General features: G+C 51.0%; 14 protein-coding genes. 8 read left to right on the top strand and 6 right to left on the bottom strand.

The window, feature by feature from the left end; genetic code table 11:
* Window positions 1–105: 105 nt before the first annotated feature.
* Window positions 106–2,487 carry a hypothetical protein gene (locus LWL52_RS19455; protein WP_242923568.1) on the top strand — a complete coding sequence of 794 codons (2,382 nt, stop codon included), beginning with the start codon at window positions 106–108 and terminating at the stop codon, window positions 2,485–2,487.
* Window positions 2,488–2,653: 166 nt separating this feature from the next.
* Here the strand turns inward: LWL52_RS19455 and LWL52_RS19450 are convergent, their stop codons facing one another.
* Both LWL52_RS19450 and LWL52_RS19445 read right to left on the bottom strand, forming a co-directional pair.
* Complete coding sequence (locus tag LWL52_RS19450; RefSeq protein WP_242923566.1) at window positions 2,654–3,598, bottom strand: Ppx/GppA phosphatase family protein; 945 nt, start codon at window positions 3,596–3,598, stop codon at window positions 2,654–2,656.
* A 162-nt stretch (window positions 3,599–3,760) separates the two neighbouring features.
* The gene (locus tag LWL52_RS19445) at window positions 3,761–4,267 is read right to left on the bottom strand and encodes a GNAT family N-acetyltransferase (protein WP_242923565.1); all 507 of its coding nucleotides are present in this window, start codon (window positions 4,265–4,267) and stop codon (window positions 3,761–3,763) included.
* Between the two features lie 235 nt (window positions 4,268–4,502).
* Here LWL52_RS19445 and LWL52_RS19440 point away from each other — a divergent pair, with 235 nt between their 5' ends.
* Window positions 4,503–8,282, top strand: coding sequence for a DUF3857 domain-containing protein (locus LWL52_RS19440; protein ID WP_242923563.1), 3,780 nt, complete (start codon window positions 4,503–4,505; stop codon window positions 8,280–8,282).
* Between the two features lie 357 nt (window positions 8,283–8,639).
* Window positions 8,640–9,887 carry a sensor histidine kinase gene (locus tag LWL52_RS19435; protein WP_242923561.1) on the top strand — a complete coding sequence of 416 codons (1,248 nt, stop codon included), beginning with the start codon at window positions 8,640–8,642 and terminating at the stop codon, window positions 9,885–9,887.
* Between the two features lie 251 nt (window positions 9,888–10,138).
* On the opposite strand, the gene LWL52_RS19430 is transcribed toward LWL52_RS19435, so the two are convergent.
* The 4 genes from LWL52_RS19430 to LWL52_RS19415 all read right to left on the bottom strand — a co-directional run bounded on the left by LWL52_RS19430 (window position 10,139) and on the right by LWL52_RS19415 (window position 13,475).
* Window positions 10,139–10,594 (bottom strand): VOC family protein, encoded by a 456-nt coding sequence (locus LWL52_RS19430; protein ID WP_242923559.1) that lies wholly within the window; start codon window positions 10,592–10,594, stop codon window positions 10,139–10,141.
* A gap of 159 nt (window positions 10,595–10,753) precedes the next feature.
* A complete protein-coding gene (locus LWL52_RS19425; protein WP_242923558.1) occupies window positions 10,754–11,377 on the bottom strand; it encodes a CatB-related O-acetyltransferase in 624 nt (207 codons plus the stop codon).
* Window positions 11,378–11,462: 85 nt separating this feature from the next.
* Entirely contained in the window at window positions 11,463–12,371 is a 909-nt protein-coding gene (bla, locus tag LWL52_RS19420; RefSeq protein ID WP_242923556.1) for a class A beta-lactamase, subclass A2, read from the bottom strand.
* Between the two features lie 210 nt (window positions 12,372–12,581).
* Window positions 12,582–13,475, bottom strand: coding sequence for a class I SAM-dependent methyltransferase (locus LWL52_RS19415; protein ID WP_242923553.1), 894 nt, complete (start codon window positions 13,473–13,475; stop codon window positions 12,582–12,584).
* Between the two features lie 106 nt (window positions 13,476–13,581).
* Between LWL52_RS19415 and dapF the strand changes: the two genes are divergently transcribed.
* From dapF to LWL52_RS19390, 5 genes are all read left to right on the top strand, one after another.
* Window positions 13,582–14,373 (top strand): diaminopimelate epimerase, encoded by a 792-nt coding sequence (gene dapF / locus LWL52_RS19410; protein WP_242923551.1) that lies wholly within the window; start codon window positions 13,582–13,584, stop codon window positions 14,371–14,373.
* Window positions 14,374–14,378: 5 nt separating this feature from the next.
* A complete protein-coding gene (locus LWL52_RS19405; protein WP_242923549.1) occupies window positions 14,379–14,894 on the top strand; it encodes a GNAT family N-acetyltransferase in 516 nt (171 codons plus the stop codon).
* Window positions 14,895–15,162: 268 nt separating this feature from the next.
* Window positions 15,163–18,537 (top strand): preprotein translocase subunit SecA, encoded by a 3,375-nt coding sequence (gene secA, locus LWL52_RS19400; RefSeq protein WP_242923547.1) that lies wholly within the window; start codon window positions 15,163–15,165, stop codon window positions 18,535–18,537.
* Window positions 18,538–18,631: 94 nt separating this feature from the next.
* On the top strand, window positions 18,632–19,330 hold the full coding sequence (gene deoC / locus LWL52_RS19395; protein ID WP_242923545.1) for a deoxyribose-phosphate aldolase: 699 nt from the start codon (window positions 18,632–18,634) through the stop codon (window positions 19,328–19,330).
* On the top strand, window positions 19,314–19,829 hold the full coding sequence (locus LWL52_RS19390) for a sporulation protein (RefSeq protein WP_242923543.1): 516 nt from the start codon (window positions 19,314–19,316) through the stop codon (window positions 19,827–19,829). Before deoC ends, LWL52_RS19390 begins: the two co-directional genes overlap by 17 nt.
* Window positions 19,830–19,961: the final 132 nt, after the last annotated feature.

Below are 19,961 nucleotides of genomic sequence, written 5' to 3'. Positions count from 1 at the left end.
ACCCTGTAGCTTATAATATGGTAAATATTCTATATTTTTAGCAGCGGCATTGGTTTGTGGAACAGATTTTGTCATGAGCTGCCCAAGAGGTAATCCCTGTCTGTTATGAGAAAAGCTATACTTATCCTATGGTGTTTTGTGCTGATACAAGCGGCGCAGGCGCAAACCAAACTGGTTTTTGATGAAGCAACACCCACTTCCTTTTTAATGAAGAAAGGAAATGGCACCGGTAGCCAGGCCACTATAAACAGCATTGTCGGGTTGTTGGATACGGAAGGAGCACAGCCGCAGCAAGGCGGCAGGCCCAACCGCAGCCCCGAATTTGTGGTGCGCCTGGAGCAGCAGGCCCGCATCACCGACCTGGGCGACCAGTTGCAGCTAAAAGTGCTGCTGGGCAAGCCCGCCGTAAGTGGCGATGTAAACTACAAAGGCTTTGATCTGGGCGAGGTGTTGCTGCCTGAGAAGTATAACGCTACCGTAAAGCTGCTCAATAGCCGCAACCAGCTTGTCAGGACATTTACCCCAAGTATAAGCATTTCAGCTAACGGCGGTACGTTGCTGGAAACCACCATACCGGATACGGCAGTTGCCCAGGGTTATAAACTAAAGCTGGAAGCGCCCGACGTGGTGTATACCGCAACAACGCTAGCCCGGCTGCAGGAGCGCGTGGAGCTGGTGCGCGCGTATTATGCCGCCGATGCCGCGCTCAATGCCGCCCAACTCAGTATAACCCGTATCCTGCCGGATGATGTGGACCGCTTGCCGCAGCACGACCGCAACCTGCGCCAGGTGGAGGAAATGCTGGCCGGCCTGCGCAAAGCCGCCTTTCACGACAAGCTGAATCTCCGCCAGAACGACCCGCAACGCCTGAGCGCCCGCATGCAGCAGTTTGGCCAGCAGGTGCAGGAGCGCCGCCGGGCCATCGACCATACGATGGCGACGCTCGACGAGCAGTTTTATAACCGGGGCGTGGCCCTGCTGCACGCCGGAAACCAGAAAGGAGCCCAGGCATACTTTGTGAAAGCAACAGAAGCGAACCCCAAATTTGCTCCGGCCCATGCCCAACTGGCCCGGCTGGATTATGTGAACGGCTACATCCGCGAGGCTACTGCCCGCACCCGCGACATCCTGACCCATATGCGCGTTGATCCGGAAACAGAAGCCGCCACGCTGGGTTTGGCCAACGACATTTACAGCACCTACATCCGCCAGGGCAACGACCTGACCAGCCGGGGCAGCTACCGCGAAGCACTGGCTGCTTACGCCGATGCCCGTGATCTGTGCAGCACGGTTGGTGGGCTGCGCTGCAACCTGCCTGCCCTGCACGATGGAATTGGCCGCGCATCGTATGGCGTGTACCGCGGGATGGTAGAAGAGGGCAGGCAATTGCTGGCCCGGCATGAACTGGCCGGTGCCGGCAAAGCCGCCCAAAATGCCCTGGCTTTTCAGCGGGAGTATGATGAGGTATTGCACGAAGCGCCCGAAGCGGCACAGCTGCAGCACCAGGTAACGTTTCAGGTATACCTGCAGCACATCAACCAGGGCAAACGCTTGCTCAGCCAGAAGAACTATGAGGGGGCATTAAGCCAGTTTGATGCCGCGCTGGACCTGGAGCAACGCAATAATTTAAAGCCGGTGCAGGAGCTGGACCAACTGGTGCGGCAGGCCGCCAAACCTGTATTGCTGCGCCAGCTGGGCAACGGCTACGAGCAGGCCCTGAACAACCGCCTGAGCGAAGCTCGCGAAGTGGCCGCCACTGCTACGGCTATGCAAAGCCGCTATGCCCTGGAAAATGACCCGGACGTACAGAGCAAGTATAACCTGCTCCGCAGTCGCATTTTTACGCAGGAGTGTTTTAACGCGCAGGCTACCTACGACAAGCATTTCAAAAACGGAAGCACGCTGGCTAATCAAAAACAGTTTATTGCGGCCGACCAGGCCTTTAAAGCAGCGGTGGATGTGATCGCGGCCAATGCCAGCTGTGGTATAGCCACCTTTACAGCCCGGCAGGCCCGTGAAACAATTGCGCCAGCCGTGGCCTACCAGCAACTGCTCAGCGAAGCAGACCGCTATGTAGCCAGCAGCCGCTACACCGAAGCCATACAGACTTATAATGAGGCGGATCAATACTACGTAGCGCACAGCATCAACAACTTCGGGCTGGACCATATCTCCCTTTATAACTATGCGCGGACGAGTACCAAACAGCCGTTTACAGCCAGTGTGGTAAACTATTTAGCCGGCGTGGGGCAGGAAGAAGCAGCTGTGCAGCTACTCGCCATACTATTGGAGAACGGCTACCGCCGGGGCAAAACCAATAGGGTGCAAGAGCAACTGGGCCGGCAGCTGGCTGTAAAAGATGCCCGGCGCAGCCTGAACGATGCGGCCGATGTGCTGGCCGCCAGGTATACGGGCAACAAAAAAGATCTCAAAAAGCTGGGCAAAGCCTATGAAAAGGAAATGAAAACCCAGCGAAAAAACAGCTGAGAACCCATTACACAAGTATAAGGCACAAAATATCGTATTCCGGAACGGGAGCTACTTCTTACAGATAATACATAGAAAAGGCAGCGTAAAACCGCTGCCTTTTCTGGTTACAGGTAAAGGATTTTTGGCCTGCTGCGGTATACTTCTCCGGCAGCGACCGTTATACTTATAGGGTATCTTCAGCCAGCATTTGCTGCAACACCCCTTCCTTCAGGGCGTATGCCGACACGCGGATTTCCTGCAGATCATACTTCTCCAACACAAAATCTACCGCTATACTTGCCAGCACGATCATGTCCACGCGCATGGCCAGCATGCCGGGGATGGCAAGCCGCTCCTGGTGATTTTTGGTGAGCAGCTCGTGGTGGATCTGGTAATAATCCGCTATACTTAGGGTAGTGGCCAGCGGTATACTTTGCTGCCGCGAGGTGTCGCCTTTGCGCAGCGCATGGATGTCGCAAATGGTGTCGAACGTGCCGGAGGAGCCTACTAGTATGGTGGGTTTATACATTGCTACGGCTTCCGTCAGGGGTTGTAGTTTCCCGGCTAAATAGGCTTTTTCGGCGGCTATACTGGCGGCGGGTATCGGGTCGGCGGTAAAGAACTGGTCCATCAGGCGCTGGGCTCCGATCTCGAAGCTGCGTTTCCAGAAGATCTCCCGGTTGTTGCAAAGTATAAACTCCACGCTGCCGCCCCCAATATCCATCACCAGGGCCGTTTGCTCGTTTAGCACCCCGGCAAAGCGCACGCCATAGTAGATCAGCTCGGCTTCGCGAGCGCCGTCTATTACCTCCACGCGTATGTCGGTTTGCTTGTAGATATCCTTCACAAAATCTTCGCCGTTGGCAGCGTTGCGCACCATGCTGGTCGCCATGGCCCGTACAGTCTCAGCACCAAGTTCATCAATCACCTTCCGGAAATCGTTCAGCGTTTTCAGAGCGCGTTCGTAGGCCTCGGGGGCAATGTTGCCGTTGCTGATGCCGCCCTGCCCTAAACGTACCGGTACCTGGGTTTTATACAGGTCGCGCAGCTGCCCCTGCTCGTTTACCTCGGTAACCAGCAGGTGAAACGTATTGGTGCCCATGTCGATGAGTGCAAGGCGGTTGGTCATAAGGTGTCAGAATTTAAAATGTAAACGTATACTTTGAAAACATAATGTGGGTTAAACGGGGGCTACCGGCTAAGTCACCTGTTAATTAAACCTGCCTTTTCCATGTTTCGCAATTTGCAGCACCTGTTTTTTCTTGCGCTTTGGCTGTTGCCCTGGCATTTGTCAGGTTGTGTATAACCACACTACTTCCGTACTGCCGGGCAAGTGGATCGGCTTGCTAAAGGTAAGCCCAATTTTTTCTATTAGCCGAATGGAGCGGGCATTTTCGGAAACAGTTATAGCTGCTATTTTCGGAAGATGCAGGGTGTCTTTTGCATACACCATGGTGGCGCTGGCTATTTCAAAAGCGTAGCCTTTTCCGTTAAAATCAGGCAAAAAAGCAAAACCGATGTCGGGGCTGTCCAGGTAGTTCCGGTTTATGATCCCGCACATGCCAATGGCGCAGTTATCGGCCTTCTGTTCTACCAGGTATAACCCATACCCGTTCTCCCGATAGCTTTTAAGCGGGCCATTTTCAAGGTAGTGAGCAGCCTGTTCGTCGGTTTTTACATTCCTATCCCCTATAAACTGCAGCCAACCGGGGCTGTTCAACAGGGCGATGACAAATTCCTTGTCGCCGAGGTTAAATTCCCTGAGCCAGAGTCTTTCTGTTTCTAAAATGTGCTTCATGCTTCTGCGGTCTTTTTTTTAATGCTGCGGATGGGTAATAATGCAAAGTATAAATCAAAATGCCTGCATTGTTATTATTCCGCGGTCGTACCCGGAATAAATATACATTCATGTATATATTTATTGATGAATATTACTTATTTTAAGGCATAAATACCAAGTGTGTCAGCAGCTTTGCCTACGATCTATGAAAACAAGCAAGGTGCGCACTTACCTCACCCTAATCTCTTAACGTATGTGTAAACCTTTACAAACCGGCAGCTATTTCAGACAGCTGCTTCTATCGCTGCTTGTTGCTTTCTTAACTCCCTTACTCGCCGTGGCGCAAACCAATGCCGGGCTGGAAGCCGCCTGGAAACGCTTTTTTGCAAACGACCGGCAGCAGGCGCGCGAGCTTTTCAGCAAGGCAACCGCTGATGCCGCTACAAAAGCCGAAGCGCACCTGGGGCTTTCGTTACTGGCTACCATCGATAAAACGGAAACAGACGCATTTGCCGAGTATGCCCGTTTTGCGGCGGCCAGCCCCGACCATTATCCCTATGCATTTGCCCTTTGGAGTACGGAATCTGTAACAGCCGGGAGTGGTAAAAAATCGCCTGCCCAGCTTACTTACCTGCAAAGCCTGTCGAAAGATACCCGTGCCAATGGCACGCTGCGGGCAATGGCGCACAGCATAATCGGAAGCCATTACGAAGCTACAAATAATACGAAGCAGGCAGAAACCGCCTACAGCCAGATAGGTGCCCTTACCGACTGGCAGATTGTGGGCGAATTCGAAAACATCTCGGCCAGCGGATTTAACAAAGCGTATGGCCCTGTTAAGAATGGTGCAAGCGATGCCACGTTCACCAATAAGGCTGGGGCGCAGGTACAATGGTTTAACCTGCCGGCTTACCGGGCAGACCGCTGGATCGATTTTACCTACCACTTTTACGCACATAATTCCGTGCTCTATGCCCAGACCTACGTGAACAGCCCGGCAGAGCAGGAAGTACAGTTGCGCCTGGGTGTATCGGGCTCGTTAAAAGCCTGGATGAACGATAAGCTGGTGCTGGCTGAGCAGGAAGAACGCAACAATGACCTGGATACTTACCTGGCCACGGTAAAACTTAAAAAAGGCTACAACCGCCTATTAATACAGGTGGCGGAAAGTTATGCCGACAGGTCGGACTTTATGGCCCGCCTGACCGACGAAACCGGCCAGCCTATCAGCGGCCTTACCTTCTCGAAGGAGTTTCAGCCCTATACTGCCGAAACGACCTATGCCGCAAAGCCAGTGCCTGTGTTTGCCGAAACATACTTTGAAAACCTTGTAAAAAAGGAGCCGGGAAAAGCGCTCAACCATATTTTGCTCGGCCATACATACCTGCGCAGCCAGAAGAACTACGAGGCACGCAAAGCCTTTATGGCCGCTCAGAAGCTTGCGCCCGAGTCCAGCTATATCATGAGCCTGCTTATACAGGTATACCGCCAGGAGCAGAACAGAACGCAGCTTGCCACGGCATTAGAGTGGCTCAAAGACAAAGACCCCGAAAACCTGTACTCGCTGAACCTGTTGTTTAGCGATGAGATGGAAAAAGAGAACTATACCAACGCGGCGACTATCCTAAGCAAGATCGAGCAGACATCTGGCAAAGATGAGAACGTGTATATGAAAAAGCTGCAACTGGCAACCTCAGAAAAGAATGAGGTAGAGATTGTGAAGCTGGCTGACGAGGCATATAAAAAGTTTCCGGAAAACCCTGATTTCGTGAAACTGGAATACCTGATTGAGAAATCAGTGCGGAAGAACAGCAAAACTTCCCTCAACATCCTCCGGGACTTTCTGAAGGCAAACTACCACTACCCACATGCTGAGTTGCTGGCCGAAGACTACTTTCAGAAAGGAGCTGTAACCGACGGCCTTAAGATCTACCAGTCAGCCATAGCCAGAAGACCGGAGGCGGTAGGATACCAGTATAAGATGGGTACGATCTACTCCGGCTTGCAGGATTACAAAAAGGCCGAAGAAGCGTACCGCAAAACGCTCACCACCTCACCCTACATTGGCGATTACTGGGCAGCGCTTGCCAAAACACAAAATACGATCGGCAACAAAGCAGAGGCTGTCAGCTCATACAAAAAAGCCATTTCTTACGAGCCAACCGACTTCAGCAGTATAAAAGAGCTGCGTAAACTGGAGAACAAAAAAGATGTATTCGAGTACTTCCCGGCCGTAGATGTGTATGCGTTAACCAAAGCGGCGCCTGGTGCCGAGGCCTATCCCGAAGACAGAACACTGATCGTTTACGATGAAGTGCAGCGGGTGGTATACAAGAGCGGTGCTTCGGAAGAAAGACGGATATTTGTTATAAAAATGCTGGATGAACAGGGGGTGGACAACTGGAAAGAGTATAGCATTGGCTACAACAGCGACCAGCGCCTGGTAGTAGAGAAAGCGGAAGTGATCAAGAAGAACGGCACCAAAGTGCCGGCCGAGACGAATGGCAACCAGCTTGTTTTCACAAACCTTGAAACCGGTGATGCGATCCATTATACCTATAAACTGGAGAACTATAACAAAGGGCGGCTGGCCTCTCATTTCTGGGACAAATATTACTTTACGCATTTCCTGCCCTACCTCACAACCAAGTATAGCCTGCTGATCTCGCCGGAGGTGAAGTTCCAGTACAAAGTAAGCCAGCAGCCGCTCGAGCCGGTTGTTTCTAAGCCGGATGCAGACTTTAACCTGTATGTATGGGCAAAGGAAAAGCAGGCAGCGCTTAATTCTGAAGACAAAATGCCGGCCCTGGCCGATGTGGGGCAAACGCTTCACCTGACGTCAATCCCGGACTGGAACTATGTGAGCAACTGGTACTCTGACCTGGCTTCTGAGAAAGCGAAAGGAGACTTTGAGGTGAAGGAAGTAGTGGCGGACCTGTTTAAGAATAAAGCCAATCTGACGGAAGAGGCTAAGGTAAAGCTCATCTACGATTACATTATCGAGAACATCAAGTATAGCTCGGTTTCTTTCCGCCAGAGCGGGCTTATACCTCAGAAAGCGTCTACGGTGTTAAATACCCGCATTGGCGACTGCAAAGATGTGTCCACACTTTTTGTGGCCATGTGTAAAGAAGTAGGCATAGAGGCGAGTCTGGTGCTTGTAAACACCCGCGATAACGGCTTGTATGAAATGGACCTGCCTTCTATTGACTTTAACCATTGCATTGCAAAGGTAGAGATGCAGGGCAAGCCATACTACGTGGAGCTGACCTCTAACTACCTGCCTTTCGGTAGCTTGTACAGCGGTATGCTAAACTCCCGCACCCTGGAAATAACAGGAGAGAAAAACACGCAACCTTTATCGCTGGGCTATCTCAACCCGGCTGTCCGGAAGCCAAACAACGTGGTGCGTCAGACCAGGATCAATGTAAAAGACAGAAGCCTGGAGATAAGCGAAACCAACTATAACACGGCTTCGCTGGCCGCTTCCAACAAATCGCGGTATCGCAACATGAGCAGCAAAGAGCGCGAGAAGCAGATACTGGACGGGCTTAAAGCATACTATGCCAATGCCAGCATTTCGAAAGTGGCGTTTACCGGCCTGGAGGGAACCGCCGATACGGTCCGAAGCAGCATCGATTATACCCTGCAGGATGTTATTACGCAGGTAGGCGGCATGTCGCTGTTTGCGTTGCCCTGGAGCAGCAAAGCCACCGCCAGTGATTTTGTGGTGAATGCAGAACGGGTTTTCCCGATCGATCTTTCCAATGTAAAGTATGCTGATACGGACAAGGAGACCATTACAATCAACATACCGGCAAACAAAGCCCTGGTAGAAGTGCCCAAGACAGTAACCTACGCCTGCGCGTATGCCGAGTATACCTTGTCCTGCAAGCTGGTAAATAAGTCTTTGCAGTTTACCCGTGAGCTGAAGTATAAAGGCGACATCATACCGGCAGCCAAGGTGCAGGAGTTTAGCAACTTCTATAAGAAAGTGATCGAAGCAGATGCCCTCCAGATCGCTTTGAAATAAACCAAGCCGATACTAAAAAAGGGGAGCCGCAAGCTCCCTTTTTTTATTTTAAACGGCATAGCAACTGAGCAGCAAGAGCAACTTGTTGCCTTTTAACTCTTCGAGCGCTTGGTAAAAAGCAGCGGCTTGGTGTATCGTTGTGCTAAGTATAAGCCTGCGGGTGCAGCAAGCAGGAGCCCGGCGCCAGCACAAACTGCCCATTGGTTTTATAAGTAAGAGCCGGTTGAACTATATCCGGGTTAATTTTTTTAAGCAATTATCTTGTACCTTTAGGCCAATATTTTATAAAATAAATTTAAATATCTGCCTAGCCCTAAACGGAGTGGTTTGGCAGTAATGCCGTTTACAGTTCCCCAGATGATAGATAGTCAGGACGAGTTATTTAATGATTTAAAAGCGGTAAGGCAAATTCCGATTGTGCCTACCATGCTGGAGGTTATCTGCCAAACAACCGGAATGGGGTTTGCAGCTGTTGCCCGGGTAACACAAGACAGGTGGCTGGCCTGCAGAGTGCGCGATGAAGTGCAGTTTGGCCTGGCAGAAGGAGAGGAGCTGAAAGTTGAAACTACGCTTTGCAATGAGATAAGAGACCACCGCCAGCCTATCGTTATTGATCATGTAGCCAACGACCCCGCCTACAAGAATCATCACACGCCCCAGATCTATGGGCTTCAAAGCTATATTTCTGTGCCCATTATCCTCAAAGATGGCACCTTTTTCGGAACCCTTTGCGCCATCGATGCCAACCCTGCAAAAGTAAAGAATCCTAAAGTGATCGGCACCTTAACCATGTTTGCCGACCTGTTATCGTTTCATTTACAAAGCCTGGACTTACTGGATCGCAGCTACGAGGCTAACATTGCGTTGCACCATGAAAACCAGAAGCTGGCCAATGTTAACTTCGACCTCGATAGCTTTGTTTACACTGCTTCTCACGACCTGAAGTCGCCCATCGCGAATATCGAAGCGTTACTGGGGATTTTGTCGGATGCTGTTGCCAGAGAAGCGTTGGATAAAGACGAGATCAGACAGATCATAAAGCTGATGTCGGCTTCGCTCAAGCGCTTTGCAGTAACCATCAAAGACCTTACTGCAATTGTAGCGGTGGATAAGAACAGCCACGATGAAATAGTGGAAAAGATAAATGTCTTTGAGATAGTAGAACAGGTAAAGCAAGACCTGCAGAGCCAGATAACAGCGTCTGATGCCACCATTGAGGTGATTTGTGCAGATGAGCCGGTACTTGCGTTTTCAAGAAAGAATTTCAAAAGCATCATCTATAATCTGCTGAGTAACGCGCTCAAGTACCGTTCTCCGGACAGGGTGCCGGCTGTAGTTATAAAGCTGGAGAAGGTTGGCGGGGAAACACGTCTTTCCGTTTCAGATAACGGCCTGGGAATTACGGCAGGAAAAGAAGAGAAGGTTTTCACCATGTTCAAACGCTTTCACGACCATATCGAAGGAAGTGGCCTTGGCTTATACATCGTGAAAAGAATGATAGACAATGTGAAAGGCCGCATTGAAGTGAACAGTACCGTTAACCAAGGCACTACGTTTACCATGATCTTTGCCGATGCCGGGCAAACAGTTTCGGAGAGGGGCTAATGGAATTGGCTAAGAAAAGGCGGGTTTTTAAGGCCTTATTCATTGGCCACCAGTGCTAAAATGAAGTAAAAGGGCAGTATTAAAAACGGGAAAGTTCTTTTTACGATTTAAGGCACAGAGAACGGATTGTATCGGGCAAGGCCAGGATGTATAGTTCTAAAGTTTATACAAACACAGAAGTTGAACCTTGCACAAAGGTTTCTACGAAGGACATTATCCTGCCTTTTGCCTGGAAGCAGTTAGGGGCTGCTTTATTCATTTTTATTGAGTTCTTCTGCAAGCCCGATAAGAAGCCCTTCGGTTCCGCGAATGTAACATAGCCGATAAGCATCCTTATACTGCACCACTTCACCGACCAGCTGGGCACCGTGCTTGCTTAGCCTGGTTACCATTTCATCAATATCTTCAACAGTGAACATGACACGCAGGTAGCCAAGAGAGTTTACAGGGGCGCTGCGGTGATCTGAGATAGCAGGAGGAGTGAGAAATTGTGAAAGCTCAAGACGGCTATGACCATCAGGCGTAACCATCATCGCAATCTCTACGCATTGAGATCCCAGCCCGGTAACACGACCGGCCCATTCTCCTTCGACTGTGCCTCTCCCCTCAAGCTTCAAACCTATCTCGGTGAAAAAGGTGATGGCATTATCAAGGGATTCTACCACAATGCCGACATTGTCCATTCTTTTTAAGTTGTTATATGTCATAGCTTTAAATTCTATATATGATAATTTTATTATCTCTATTCAAAGCTTTCCTCAATAACCTTTACTCTCCTAGAGTCTCTGTCATCGAGTTGGCATAACGTTTCATACTTAAGGTGAGCGCAGCGTTGCTTGTATGCGGGTTGGCAGGCGTATTTCTTTCTAATAGGTGAGTAACGCTAAGTTATCACCTGTGAGGTTATGTACATTCGCTGTTATTTTCTCGATGTCCCAATTCCACCATTGTAGCTCCAAAAGCTTCTGAACCTGTTCATCGGTAAAGCGTTTTCGTATTTCTTTTGCCGGATTCCCACCTACAATAGTATAAGGCTCCACGTCTTTTGTGACAATCGAATGGGCCGCTATTATTGCCCCATCACCTATTTTCACTCCTGCCATGATAGTTGCCTTATGTCCAATCCAGACATCGTTACCAACTTCTGTGTCTCCCTTGCTTGGGTAAGACTTCCCTTGCATTGCATCTCTCCAGTCATTGCCAAAGATGGCAAAAGGATAAGAAGAGATAGCCCCGGTTAAATGGTTTGCCCCATTCATGATGAATGTAACACCTGAAGCAATCATGCAAAACTTGCCAATTACAAGCTTATCACCAATGAAATCAAAATGATACTTGACGTTTTTCTCAAAGTTGTAGACGTCTTCAAAATCATCATAATAGGTATAATCGCCGACAATTATGTTTGGCCTAGTTATGATATTCTTCAAAAAACAAAGCCTGTTATAATGCTCCAATGGAAAACGAGTATCCTTATCCGGGCCTGGCATCACTTCCTTATAAATTTATTTTTATGTCAACGGGCTCATGAAAACGGCGGCCAAGACTGCCGTTTTCACAATGTTGGTAGTAGTTTTAATTACGCTGTAAATTAAAATAGTCCCAGGCTGCTTTAGAAATATCAGCAATGATTCTTTCGTTCGTGTCTGAATCTTCCTTCGAGTTGGATACAAAAACGCTGATAAAGAAGTGTTCTCCATTGGGTAAAAAGACAATGCCAATATCATTGACGGCAGCTGTTATCCCGGTTGTTTTATTTTTTCCGGACGAACCGGTCTTATGAGCCACAACAGTGCCCTCTGGCAAACGCCCTTTTAATCTATTTTTACCTGTTTCGTTTTCTCTCATCTCTTTCCAAACAAAGTCATAGCTTTTGGAGGAAAGTAGTTTTTTCTTATTGAAATAAAAGGCTTCTAAAACGTTATTGGCAGCTTTTGGGGTTGTCCAGTTTTGGAATTGCAGGTCCCAGTTATTCTGCATCACTTCTTCATTTATTTTTATTGAAATATCTTTGAAGTTGTTTCTTGCAAAGTACTTTTCAACTGCCTGAGGTCCGCCAAGAAGCCTTAACAGCGCATCACACCCCACATTATCGCTGTTGGAAACAGTATAGCTTATAATTTCAGCGAGTGGCAGCGTGGCTCCATTCGGGTACTTTTCTCGGAGGGGGCTATGAAGGCCAGGCAACAAGTCTTTCTTCTCAATTTTGATTTTTTGGTCAAGCGACAACCTTCCTTTATCGACTTGGGATAAGACGGCTAAGGCGATATGAAATTTGAACACACTTTGCATGGGAAAGTGCCTTTCGCCATTTATTGATAAAGTGTCTTTACCATTACTGCCAATAATTGAAACACCAACAGTTGCATCCTTTTTCGAAATGATTTGGTGAATTTTCTCTCGCAAAGAATCTGACGTTTGGGCCGATGTCTGAGACACGAGAAATACTAGTAGCGCAGTTGCTAAGGCAAATACTCGAAGCATGTTTTGGGTATGTGAATGTTGTTAAATGTCTGCAAAAATTACCACCAACGTACTTGGCTAAACGTTTGTGGAGCTAACGTTTAGGTGTGGTTAGCGCTTAGCTTTTTAACTACTATATAAACGGAACTGTACTTCCACTATCCTCCCAAATCAGGCAGCTATACGGAACTGAATTACCGAATATACCATGTAGTGCTGTTTAGCAGCACCCTATTTTCCCACCGAAGTAAACCGGAAAAAAGTCCCTAGCGGTAATTTCCGCTCACCGCGATCGTGCAGGTATAGCTCACCCAGTTCTTCGTTCTGCACCATGTCGCCAAATGTGCCGCGCAGCAGGTTGTCGAGCACCATGGCCGAGAAGCCCATCGAATAAAGGTTGATCAAAAGGAAATAATCGGTGCCGTCCAGCATCTCGCGACACAGCTTGATCATCTCGTTCAGTTCGTCTTCCAGTTGCCATTTCTCACCGTTCGGGCCGCGGCCGTAGCTGGGCGGGTCCAGGATGATGCCATTATAGGTGTTGCCCCGTTTCACTTCGCGGCGCGCATACTTCATAGCATCTTCCACAATCCAGCGCACATTGTCCAGGTTACTGGCTTCCATGTTGTCGCGGGCCCAGAAGTTCACCTGCTTTATCGAGTCGAGGTGGGTTACGTCGGCGCCTGCAGCTTTGGCGGCCAGCGTGGCAGCACCGGTGTAGGCAAACATGTTCAGCACTTTGGGCTGCGGCGTTTTCAGCTGGCGGGTGGTATCGTAAATAAATTTCCAGTTGCTGTCCTGCTCCGGAAACAGGCCCACATGCTTAAACGAGGAAAGGCCCAGCCGGAAGCGCAGTTTCAGGTCGTTATACTTGTAATCGATGTACCATTGCTCGGGCATTCCTTTCTTCAGGTTCCACTGGCCTTTTTCCTGGCTGCCTTTGTCGCGGGTAAACGTAGCATTGGCCAGGCGCTGCCACTCCTGCTCGGGCAGGTGCTTGTCCCAAATGGCCTGCGGCTCCGGGCGCGCTATGTAATGAGGGCCAAAGCGTTCCAGCTTCTCAAAGTTTCCAGAATCCACCAATTCATAGTCTGCCCAGTTTTCTGTTGTAAGAAAGGAATACATATCTTTGTGTTTTATTTAAGGCGGCGTGCCATGCAAAGCAAAAGTACGACTTATCCGCCGAATCAGAAAAAGGCACGTTGCAGCCGTTTTAATTGTTACACCTACTATGGCCATAACCTTTTATAAATACCAGGGCACCGGCAACGACTTTGTGATGGTGGATAACCGCAAAGGCCAGTTTCCGGCTGATGACGAACAATTTGTAAAGTACCTCTGCGATCGCCGCACTGGCATTGGTGCCGACGGGCTTATACTTCTGCAGGACCACCCCGACTACGATTTTGAGATGGTCTACTATAATGCCGACGGGCGGGTGGGCTCTATGTGCGGCAACGGCGCGCGCTGTGCTGTCCGGTTCGCCCGGCATGTAGGAGTGATCGAGGATGTGGCCTGCTTTCTGGCGGCCGACGGCGAGCACCAGGCCAGCGTAGAGCGGGACCTGATCCAGCTGAAGATGAACGATGTGCAGCAGGTGGAGCGCATCGGCGAGGATTATTACCTGAATACCGGCTCCCCGCACTACGTGCGCTTTGTAGACGATGTGCAGGCACTGGATGTGTACAAAGAAGGACGCGCCATCCGCTACAACGACCGGTTTGCTGCAGTAGGCACCAACGTAAACTTTGTGCAGCAGATAGGCGAGAACGAGATATTTGTGCGCACCTATGAACGCGGCGTAGAAGATGAAACGCTTTCCTGCGGAACCGGCGTAACCGCTGCGGCGCTTGTGGCCAGCCTCAGGGGCATGCAGAGCCCGGTAAAGGTACAGGTGCTGGGCGGCGAGCTGCAAGTAGCCTTTGAGCAGGCGGCTAACGGCAGTTTTAAGTATATATACCTTAACGGTCCGGCCAAGCAGGTGTTTACCGGTGTGGTGCCCCTGGAGGTAAAAGTAGTATAACCCGCGTGTTTCTCAGCTCCCAAAAAACATACCTGCGCGCCCTGGAGCCCGATGACCTGGATTTCCTGTATGCCCTGGAAAATGATACGGCTGTCTGGCACATTGGCAATACGGTGGCGCCCTACGCCAAGTATGTACTGGCGCAATACCTTCAGAACGCAGGCCAGGATATTTATACGGCCCGGCAGCTGCGCTTCGTTATCTGCAGCAAAAGCCACCAGGCCGTCGGCGCTATCGATATTTTTGATTTTGAGCCGTTGCATCAACGGGCGGGCATCGGCATTGTGATAGACGGCCCGCATCGGGGCAACGGGCATGCCGCTGAAGCCCTGGACCTGCTGCTGCACTACTGCCGCCATACCTTGCAACTGCACCAGGTATACTGCACCGTTACGGCCGGCAACACGGCAAGTATAAAGCTCTTTCAAAAGTGCGGCTTTGCCGAGGTGGGTGTGCGCCGCGACTGGCTCAAAACACCCGAGGGCTGGGAAGATGCCCATGAGTTCCAGCGCTTGTTATAGCCGGCAGTTTGCTGAACTTCTGCGCTGTTTCTGTAGTTTTAATCTATTGGGTGCCTGCCACAATGCCACCGGCTGCCCTTTATGACATAGCTTTTTAAACCCTGGAAGTATAGATAGCAGATTAACTATATGTTTCCGGTAATTTTGGCAGGTACAAGTACGGCCTGTTTTTATGGTATTGTTTTAGTAAGAATATTCGAATCTCAGAAAAACAACTTATTTTTGACGGGATCGCAAACGAAGCCTTTCATTTTAGAACAACATACAGATGTTTGATTTTTTCGGTAAAACCGTTGCCAAAATATTCGGTACAAAATCCGACAGAGACATTAAGGAAGTATTGCCTTATGTTTCTAAAATAAACGAAGAATACGCCAAGCTCTCCGGCTTGACCGATGATCAGCTGCGCCAGAAAACGCAGGAGATCAAGCAGGTCATTGACGAGCGCTTAAAGCCGATCGACGACCGGATTGCCGGCCTGCACAAGCGTATTGCCGAGGAAACAGAGCTGAACATCGTGCAGAAGGAGAGCCTTTTTTCGGAAATTGATGAGCTGGAAAAGCAGCGCAACAAAGACCTGGAAGGCGTGCTGATGGAAGTGCTGCCCGTAGCGTTTGCCATTGTAAAAGAAACAGCCCGCCGCTGGAAAGAGAACGGTCAGATGGTGGTAACCGCCACGGAGCTGGACAGGTCTTTTGCAGCCAAAAAGCCTAACGTGCAGATTGACGGTGACAAGGCTGTCTGGCTGAACAAGTGGCTGGCTGCCGGTGCCGAGATTACCTGGGATATGTTGCACTACGATGTGCAGCTGATTGGCGGCATTGTGCTGCACCAGGGTAAAATTGCCGAGATGGCCACAGGTGAAGGTAAAACACTGGTTGCTACGCTCCCGGCTTTCCTTAATGCCCTGGCCAAGCGCGGCGTGCACGTGGTAACTGTGAACGATTACCTGGCCAAGCGTGACTCGGAGTGGGTAGGCCCGCTGTTCGAGTTCCATGGACTCACCATCGATTGTATCGACAAGCACCAGCCAAACTCCGAAGCCCGCCGCAATGCATACCGTGCCGATATCACCTACGGTACCAACAACGAGTTCGGCTTCGATTACCTGCGCGACAACATGAGCCGCGACCCGCAGGACCTCGTGCAGCGCAAGCACCACTATGCCATGGTCGATGAGGTGGACTCCGTTCTGATCGACGATGCCCGTACGCCGCTGATTATTTCAGGCCCAGTGCCGCGTGGCGATGAGCACGAGTTTTACCAGCTCAAGCCGCGAATTTCCATGCTGGTAGATGCCCAGCGCAAAGTAGTAAACAACTTTTTGACCGAGGCCAAGCGCCTGATCAAAGAAGGCGATACCAAAGAAGGGGGCGTGTCTTTGTTCCGGGCCTACCGTGGCCTGCCTAAGAGCAAGCCGCTGATCAAGTTCCTGAGCGAGCAGGGAAACCGTGCCATCCTGCAGAAAACAGAGAACTTTTACCTGCAGGACAACTCCCGCCAGATGCCGGAAGCCGATGAGCCGCTCTACTTCACCATCGACGAAAAGCACAACCAGATCGAGCTGACCGAAAAAGGCATTGACCTGATCACGGGTCAGGGCGAAGATCCGAACTTCTTCATCATGCCTGATATTGGCACCGAGATCGCCAATATTGAAAACAACAAGACGCTTTCGCACGAAGAGCAGGTGCACGCCAAAGAGCAGCTGATCTCTGATTTCCAGGAGAAGTCAAAGCGTATCCATACGATTAACCAGCTGCTGAAGGCGTATACGCTGTTCGAGAAGGACACCGAGTATATCGTAACGCCGGACCAGAAGGTAAAGATCGTGGACGAGCAGACGGGCCGCGTAATGGAAGGCCGCCGCTACTCCGACGGACTGCACCAGGCCATTGAGGCAAAAGAGAACGTGAAGGTAGAGGATGCTACGCAGACCTACGCCACCGTTACCCTGCAGAACTACTTCCGCATGTACCACAAGCTTTCGGGTATGACGGGTACGGCCGAAACAGAAGCCGGTGAGTTCTGGGAGATCTATAAACTGGACGTGGTGGTAATCCCGACCAACCGTTCTATCCAGCGAAACGACGAGCACGACAAGGTATTTAAAACCGTGCGCGAGAAGTATAACGCCGTAGTGGACGAGATTGTGGAGCTGACCGAGAAAGGCCGTCCGGTGCTGGTAGGTACCACGTCAGTAGAGATATCGGAACTGCTGAGCCGCATGCTTAAGCTGCGCAACATCAAGCACCAGGTCCTCAACGCCAAAATGCACCAGAAAGAGGCCGAGATCGTGGCCGAAGCCGGTAAGCCCAGCACCGTGACCATTGCCACCAACATGGCCGGCCGTGGTACCGATATCAAGCTGACGCCGGAATCCAAAGCGGCCGGTGGTCTGGCCATTGTGGGTACCGAGCGCCACGAATCCCGCCGCGTAGACCGCCAGCTGCGTGGCCGTGCCGGCCGCCAGGGCGACCCGGGCTCTTCGCAGTTCTTCGTATCCTTGGAAGATAACCTGATGCGCCTCTTCGGCTCTGACCGTATTGCCCGCCTCATGGACCGTATGGGCCTGGAGGAAGGCGAAGTGATCCAGCACTCGATGATCACCAACTCTATTGAGCGTGCGCAGAAGAAAGTGGAAGAAAACAACTTCGGGCAGCGCAAGCGCCTGCTGGAGTATGACGACGTGATGAACGCCCAGCGCGAGGTAGTATACAAGCGCCGCCGCAACGCCCTGTATGGCGAACGTCTGGAGCTTGATATCTGGAACATGATCTACGATATCAGCGAAGACGTGGTGGCCAGCTACAAGAACATCAACGATTACGAGAACTTCCAGCTGCACCTGATCCGCGTGTTCGGCTTTGAGCCAACCATTACTGACGAGGAGTTCCGCAATGGCCAGGCAAACCAGCTGTCCGAGCGCCTTTACAACGAGGCCCTGAATTTCTACCTGAACCGGAATAAGCAAACTGCTGCCCAGGCCTATCCGATTATTGCCGACATTCACCAGAACCGTGGGCCGATGATCGAGAACGTGGCCGTGCCGTTTACCGATGGCAAGCGCCAGCTGGCGGCTGTCGCCAACCTGACCAAAGCCTACGAAACGCATGGCATGGAGCTGCTCCGTTCAATGGAGAAGATGATCACGCTGGGCACCATCGACCAGGCCTGGACAGACCACCTGCGCCAGATGGACGACCTGAAGCAAAGTGTGCAGAACGCGGTATACGAGCAGAAAGACCCGCTGTTGATCTATAAGTTCGAATCGTTTGAGCTGTTTAAGCGCATGATCGGCAAAGTGAACGAAGAGACCATCAACTTCCTGTTCCATGCTTTTATTCCGATCCAGGCACCCGAGCAGGTACAGGTACCGCGTCCGCAGCCTGCGCCAAAAGCACCCGTGCTGAAAGAGCAGAAAGCCGCCGTGCATTCGTCGCTCGAAGACGAAAGCGGCCATACTTCAGCGCCTGCCGCCGAACCGGAGCGCATCCTGCCGGCACATTCGCAGAAAGTAGCCGGCCGCAACGACCGCGTGAGCGTACAGTACCTGGACGGCCGCGTAGTGAAGGACGTGAAGTATAAAACAGTGGAAGAGGACCTGCTCCACAACCGCTGCGTATTAATAGACGAGGAATAAAAACAGGGGCAGCCACTACCCGGATTACGGCGCAGTGGCTGCTTTCCATTTATCAAACAGAGAAGGATGTAAGAGAAAGAAAGCCTTTCCGCTTATGTCCTTTCTCTTTTTAGCAACGATGATGGCCGGAGACGAACTTGCCCTGCACATAGATCATACCCTGTTACGGGCCGATGCGACAGCCGACCAGATTGCGCAGCTTTGCGACGAAGCCCGCAGCTATGGCTTTGCGGCCGTTTGCGTGCCGCCCTGCTACGTGCAGTTGGTCAAAGAGCGGCTGGGCCCGGGCACACTGGTGAAAATTGCCACCGTGGTAGGGTTTCCGCTGGGCTATCAGCATGCCAAGGTAAAGCTCCTGGAAGCACACCAGGCTGTGGCCGATGGCGCTACTGAAGTAGACGTGGTGATGAATATCGCAGCGTTTAAATCCGGCAAATACGAGGAGGTGAGAACCGAACTGGCGGATCTGGCAGATTTCTGCCATCTGCAGAACGCAGAGCTGAAAGTGATTATCGAAACAGCCCTGCTGAACCAGGAGGAGATCGTGCAGGCCTGCGAACTCTGTGCGGCAGCAGGCGCCGATTATGTAAAGACCTCTACAGGCTTTGCCTCGAAAGGAGCCACAGTAGAAGATGTGAAGCTGATGCGCCGCGTGTTGCCCGCTCAGGTTAAAATAAAGGCTGCCGGTGGCATCAAAACATTTGCTGCTGCCGAGGCGTTAATCAATGCTGGTGCCGACAGAATAGGATGTTCGGCCAGCATTCAGATCGTTACCCATGAACAGAATAGCTAGTATTTTACTCCCGCTTGTTTTAGTATTCACCATGTCCTGCGCCTCTTCGGCAGGCAGGGCAGGCAGCGAAACAGGGACAGGCAAAGGCAACAGCACCGAAAAGGTAAAAGAAGACCTGAGCCAGTACCGCCCCAAATACCCGTTGCCTGCAGAAGGCGCCGCTGCAAAGCTGGCTCCCACGCACCAGGTAAACGACCAGGTAGCCGTGCTGATGGACACCGTAGCCGCCGTAAACAGGAATATCAAGTATGCCCAAGGCTATCGCATACTGGCTTATAATGGCTCTGAGCGCCAGGCCGTAATGAACCTGCGCAAAGCCATTATCGGGCGGGTGCCGGACGAAAAAGATTACCTGACCTACCAGCAGCCTAACTTTCGCCTCAAGTTCGGCGATTTTTTCAGCCGCGTAGAGGCCCAGCAGATACTCAACCAGATACAGGACCTGATTCCCAACGCCCAGATCGTGCCCGACCAGATCAACATCAACAAAAGGCACTAAGAGCTAAAAATAACAGTCTTGAAGAACGTTGCAGCCAGCCAGGTTCGCAACGTTTTTTATTTTTGCTACCTTTAGTCGGGTGTTGTTCCGAAACTGCGCAGCGGTTTATACTGAGCAGCAGGCCTGCATCGA

It is taken from the genome of Pontibacter liquoris (assembly GCF_022758235.1).
GTDB classification, from domain to species: Bacteria; Bacteroidota; Bacteroidia; order Cytophagales; family Hymenobacteraceae; genus Pontibacter; species Pontibacter liquoris.
This window is presented reverse-complemented; position numbering and strand designations above follow the sequence as displayed.

What these genes read in the sequence shown, in the direction of transcription:
- LWL52_RS19455 (WP_242923568.1), top strand. Translation starts at nt 106, where the DNA reads ATGAGAAAAGCTATACTTATCCTATGGTGTTTTGTGCTGATACAAGCG.
- LWL52_RS19450 (WP_242923566.1), bottom strand. Translation starts at nt 3,598, where the DNA reads ATGACCAACCGCCTTGCACTCATCGACATGGGCACCAATACGTTTCAC.
- LWL52_RS19445 (WP_242923565.1), bottom strand. Translation starts at nt 4,267, where the DNA reads ATGAAGCACATTTTAGAAACAGAAAGACTCTGGCTCAGGGAATTTAAC.
- LWL52_RS19440 (WP_242923563.1), top strand. Translation starts at nt 4,503, where the DNA reads ATGTGTAAACCTTTACAAACCGGCAGCTATTTCAGACAGCTGCTTCTA.
- LWL52_RS19435 (WP_242923561.1), top strand. Translation starts at nt 8,640, where the DNA reads ATGATAGATAGTCAGGACGAGTTATTTAATGATTTAAAAGCGGTAAGG.
- LWL52_RS19430 (WP_242923559.1), bottom strand. Translation starts at nt 10,594, where the DNA reads ATGACATATAACAACTTAAAAAGAATGGACAATGTCGGCATTGTGGTA.
- LWL52_RS19425 (WP_242923558.1), bottom strand. Translation starts at nt 11,377, where the DNA reads ATGCCAGGCCCGGATAAGGATACTCGTTTTCCATTGGAGCATTATAAC.
- bla (WP_242923556.1), bottom strand. Translation starts at nt 12,371, where the DNA reads ATGCTTCGAGTATTTGCCTTAGCAACTGCGCTACTAGTATTTCTCGTG.
- LWL52_RS19415 (WP_242923553.1), bottom strand. Translation starts at nt 13,475, where the DNA reads ATGTATTCCTTTCTTACAACAGAAAACTGGGCAGACTATGAATTGGTG.
- dapF (WP_242923551.1), top strand. Translation starts at nt 13,582, where the DNA reads ATGGCCATAACCTTTTATAAATACCAGGGCACCGGCAACGACTTTGTG.
- secA (WP_242923547.1), top strand. Translation starts at nt 15,163, where the DNA reads ATGTTTGATTTTTTCGGTAAAACCGTTGCCAAAATATTCGGTACAAAA.
- deoC (WP_242923545.1), top strand. Translation starts at nt 18,632, where the DNA reads ATGTCCTTTCTCTTTTTAGCAACGATGATGGCCGGAGACGAACTTGCC.
- LWL52_RS19390 (WP_242923543.1), top strand. Translation starts at nt 19,314, where the DNA reads ATGAACAGAATAGCTAGTATTTTACTCCCGCTTGTTTTAGTATTCACC.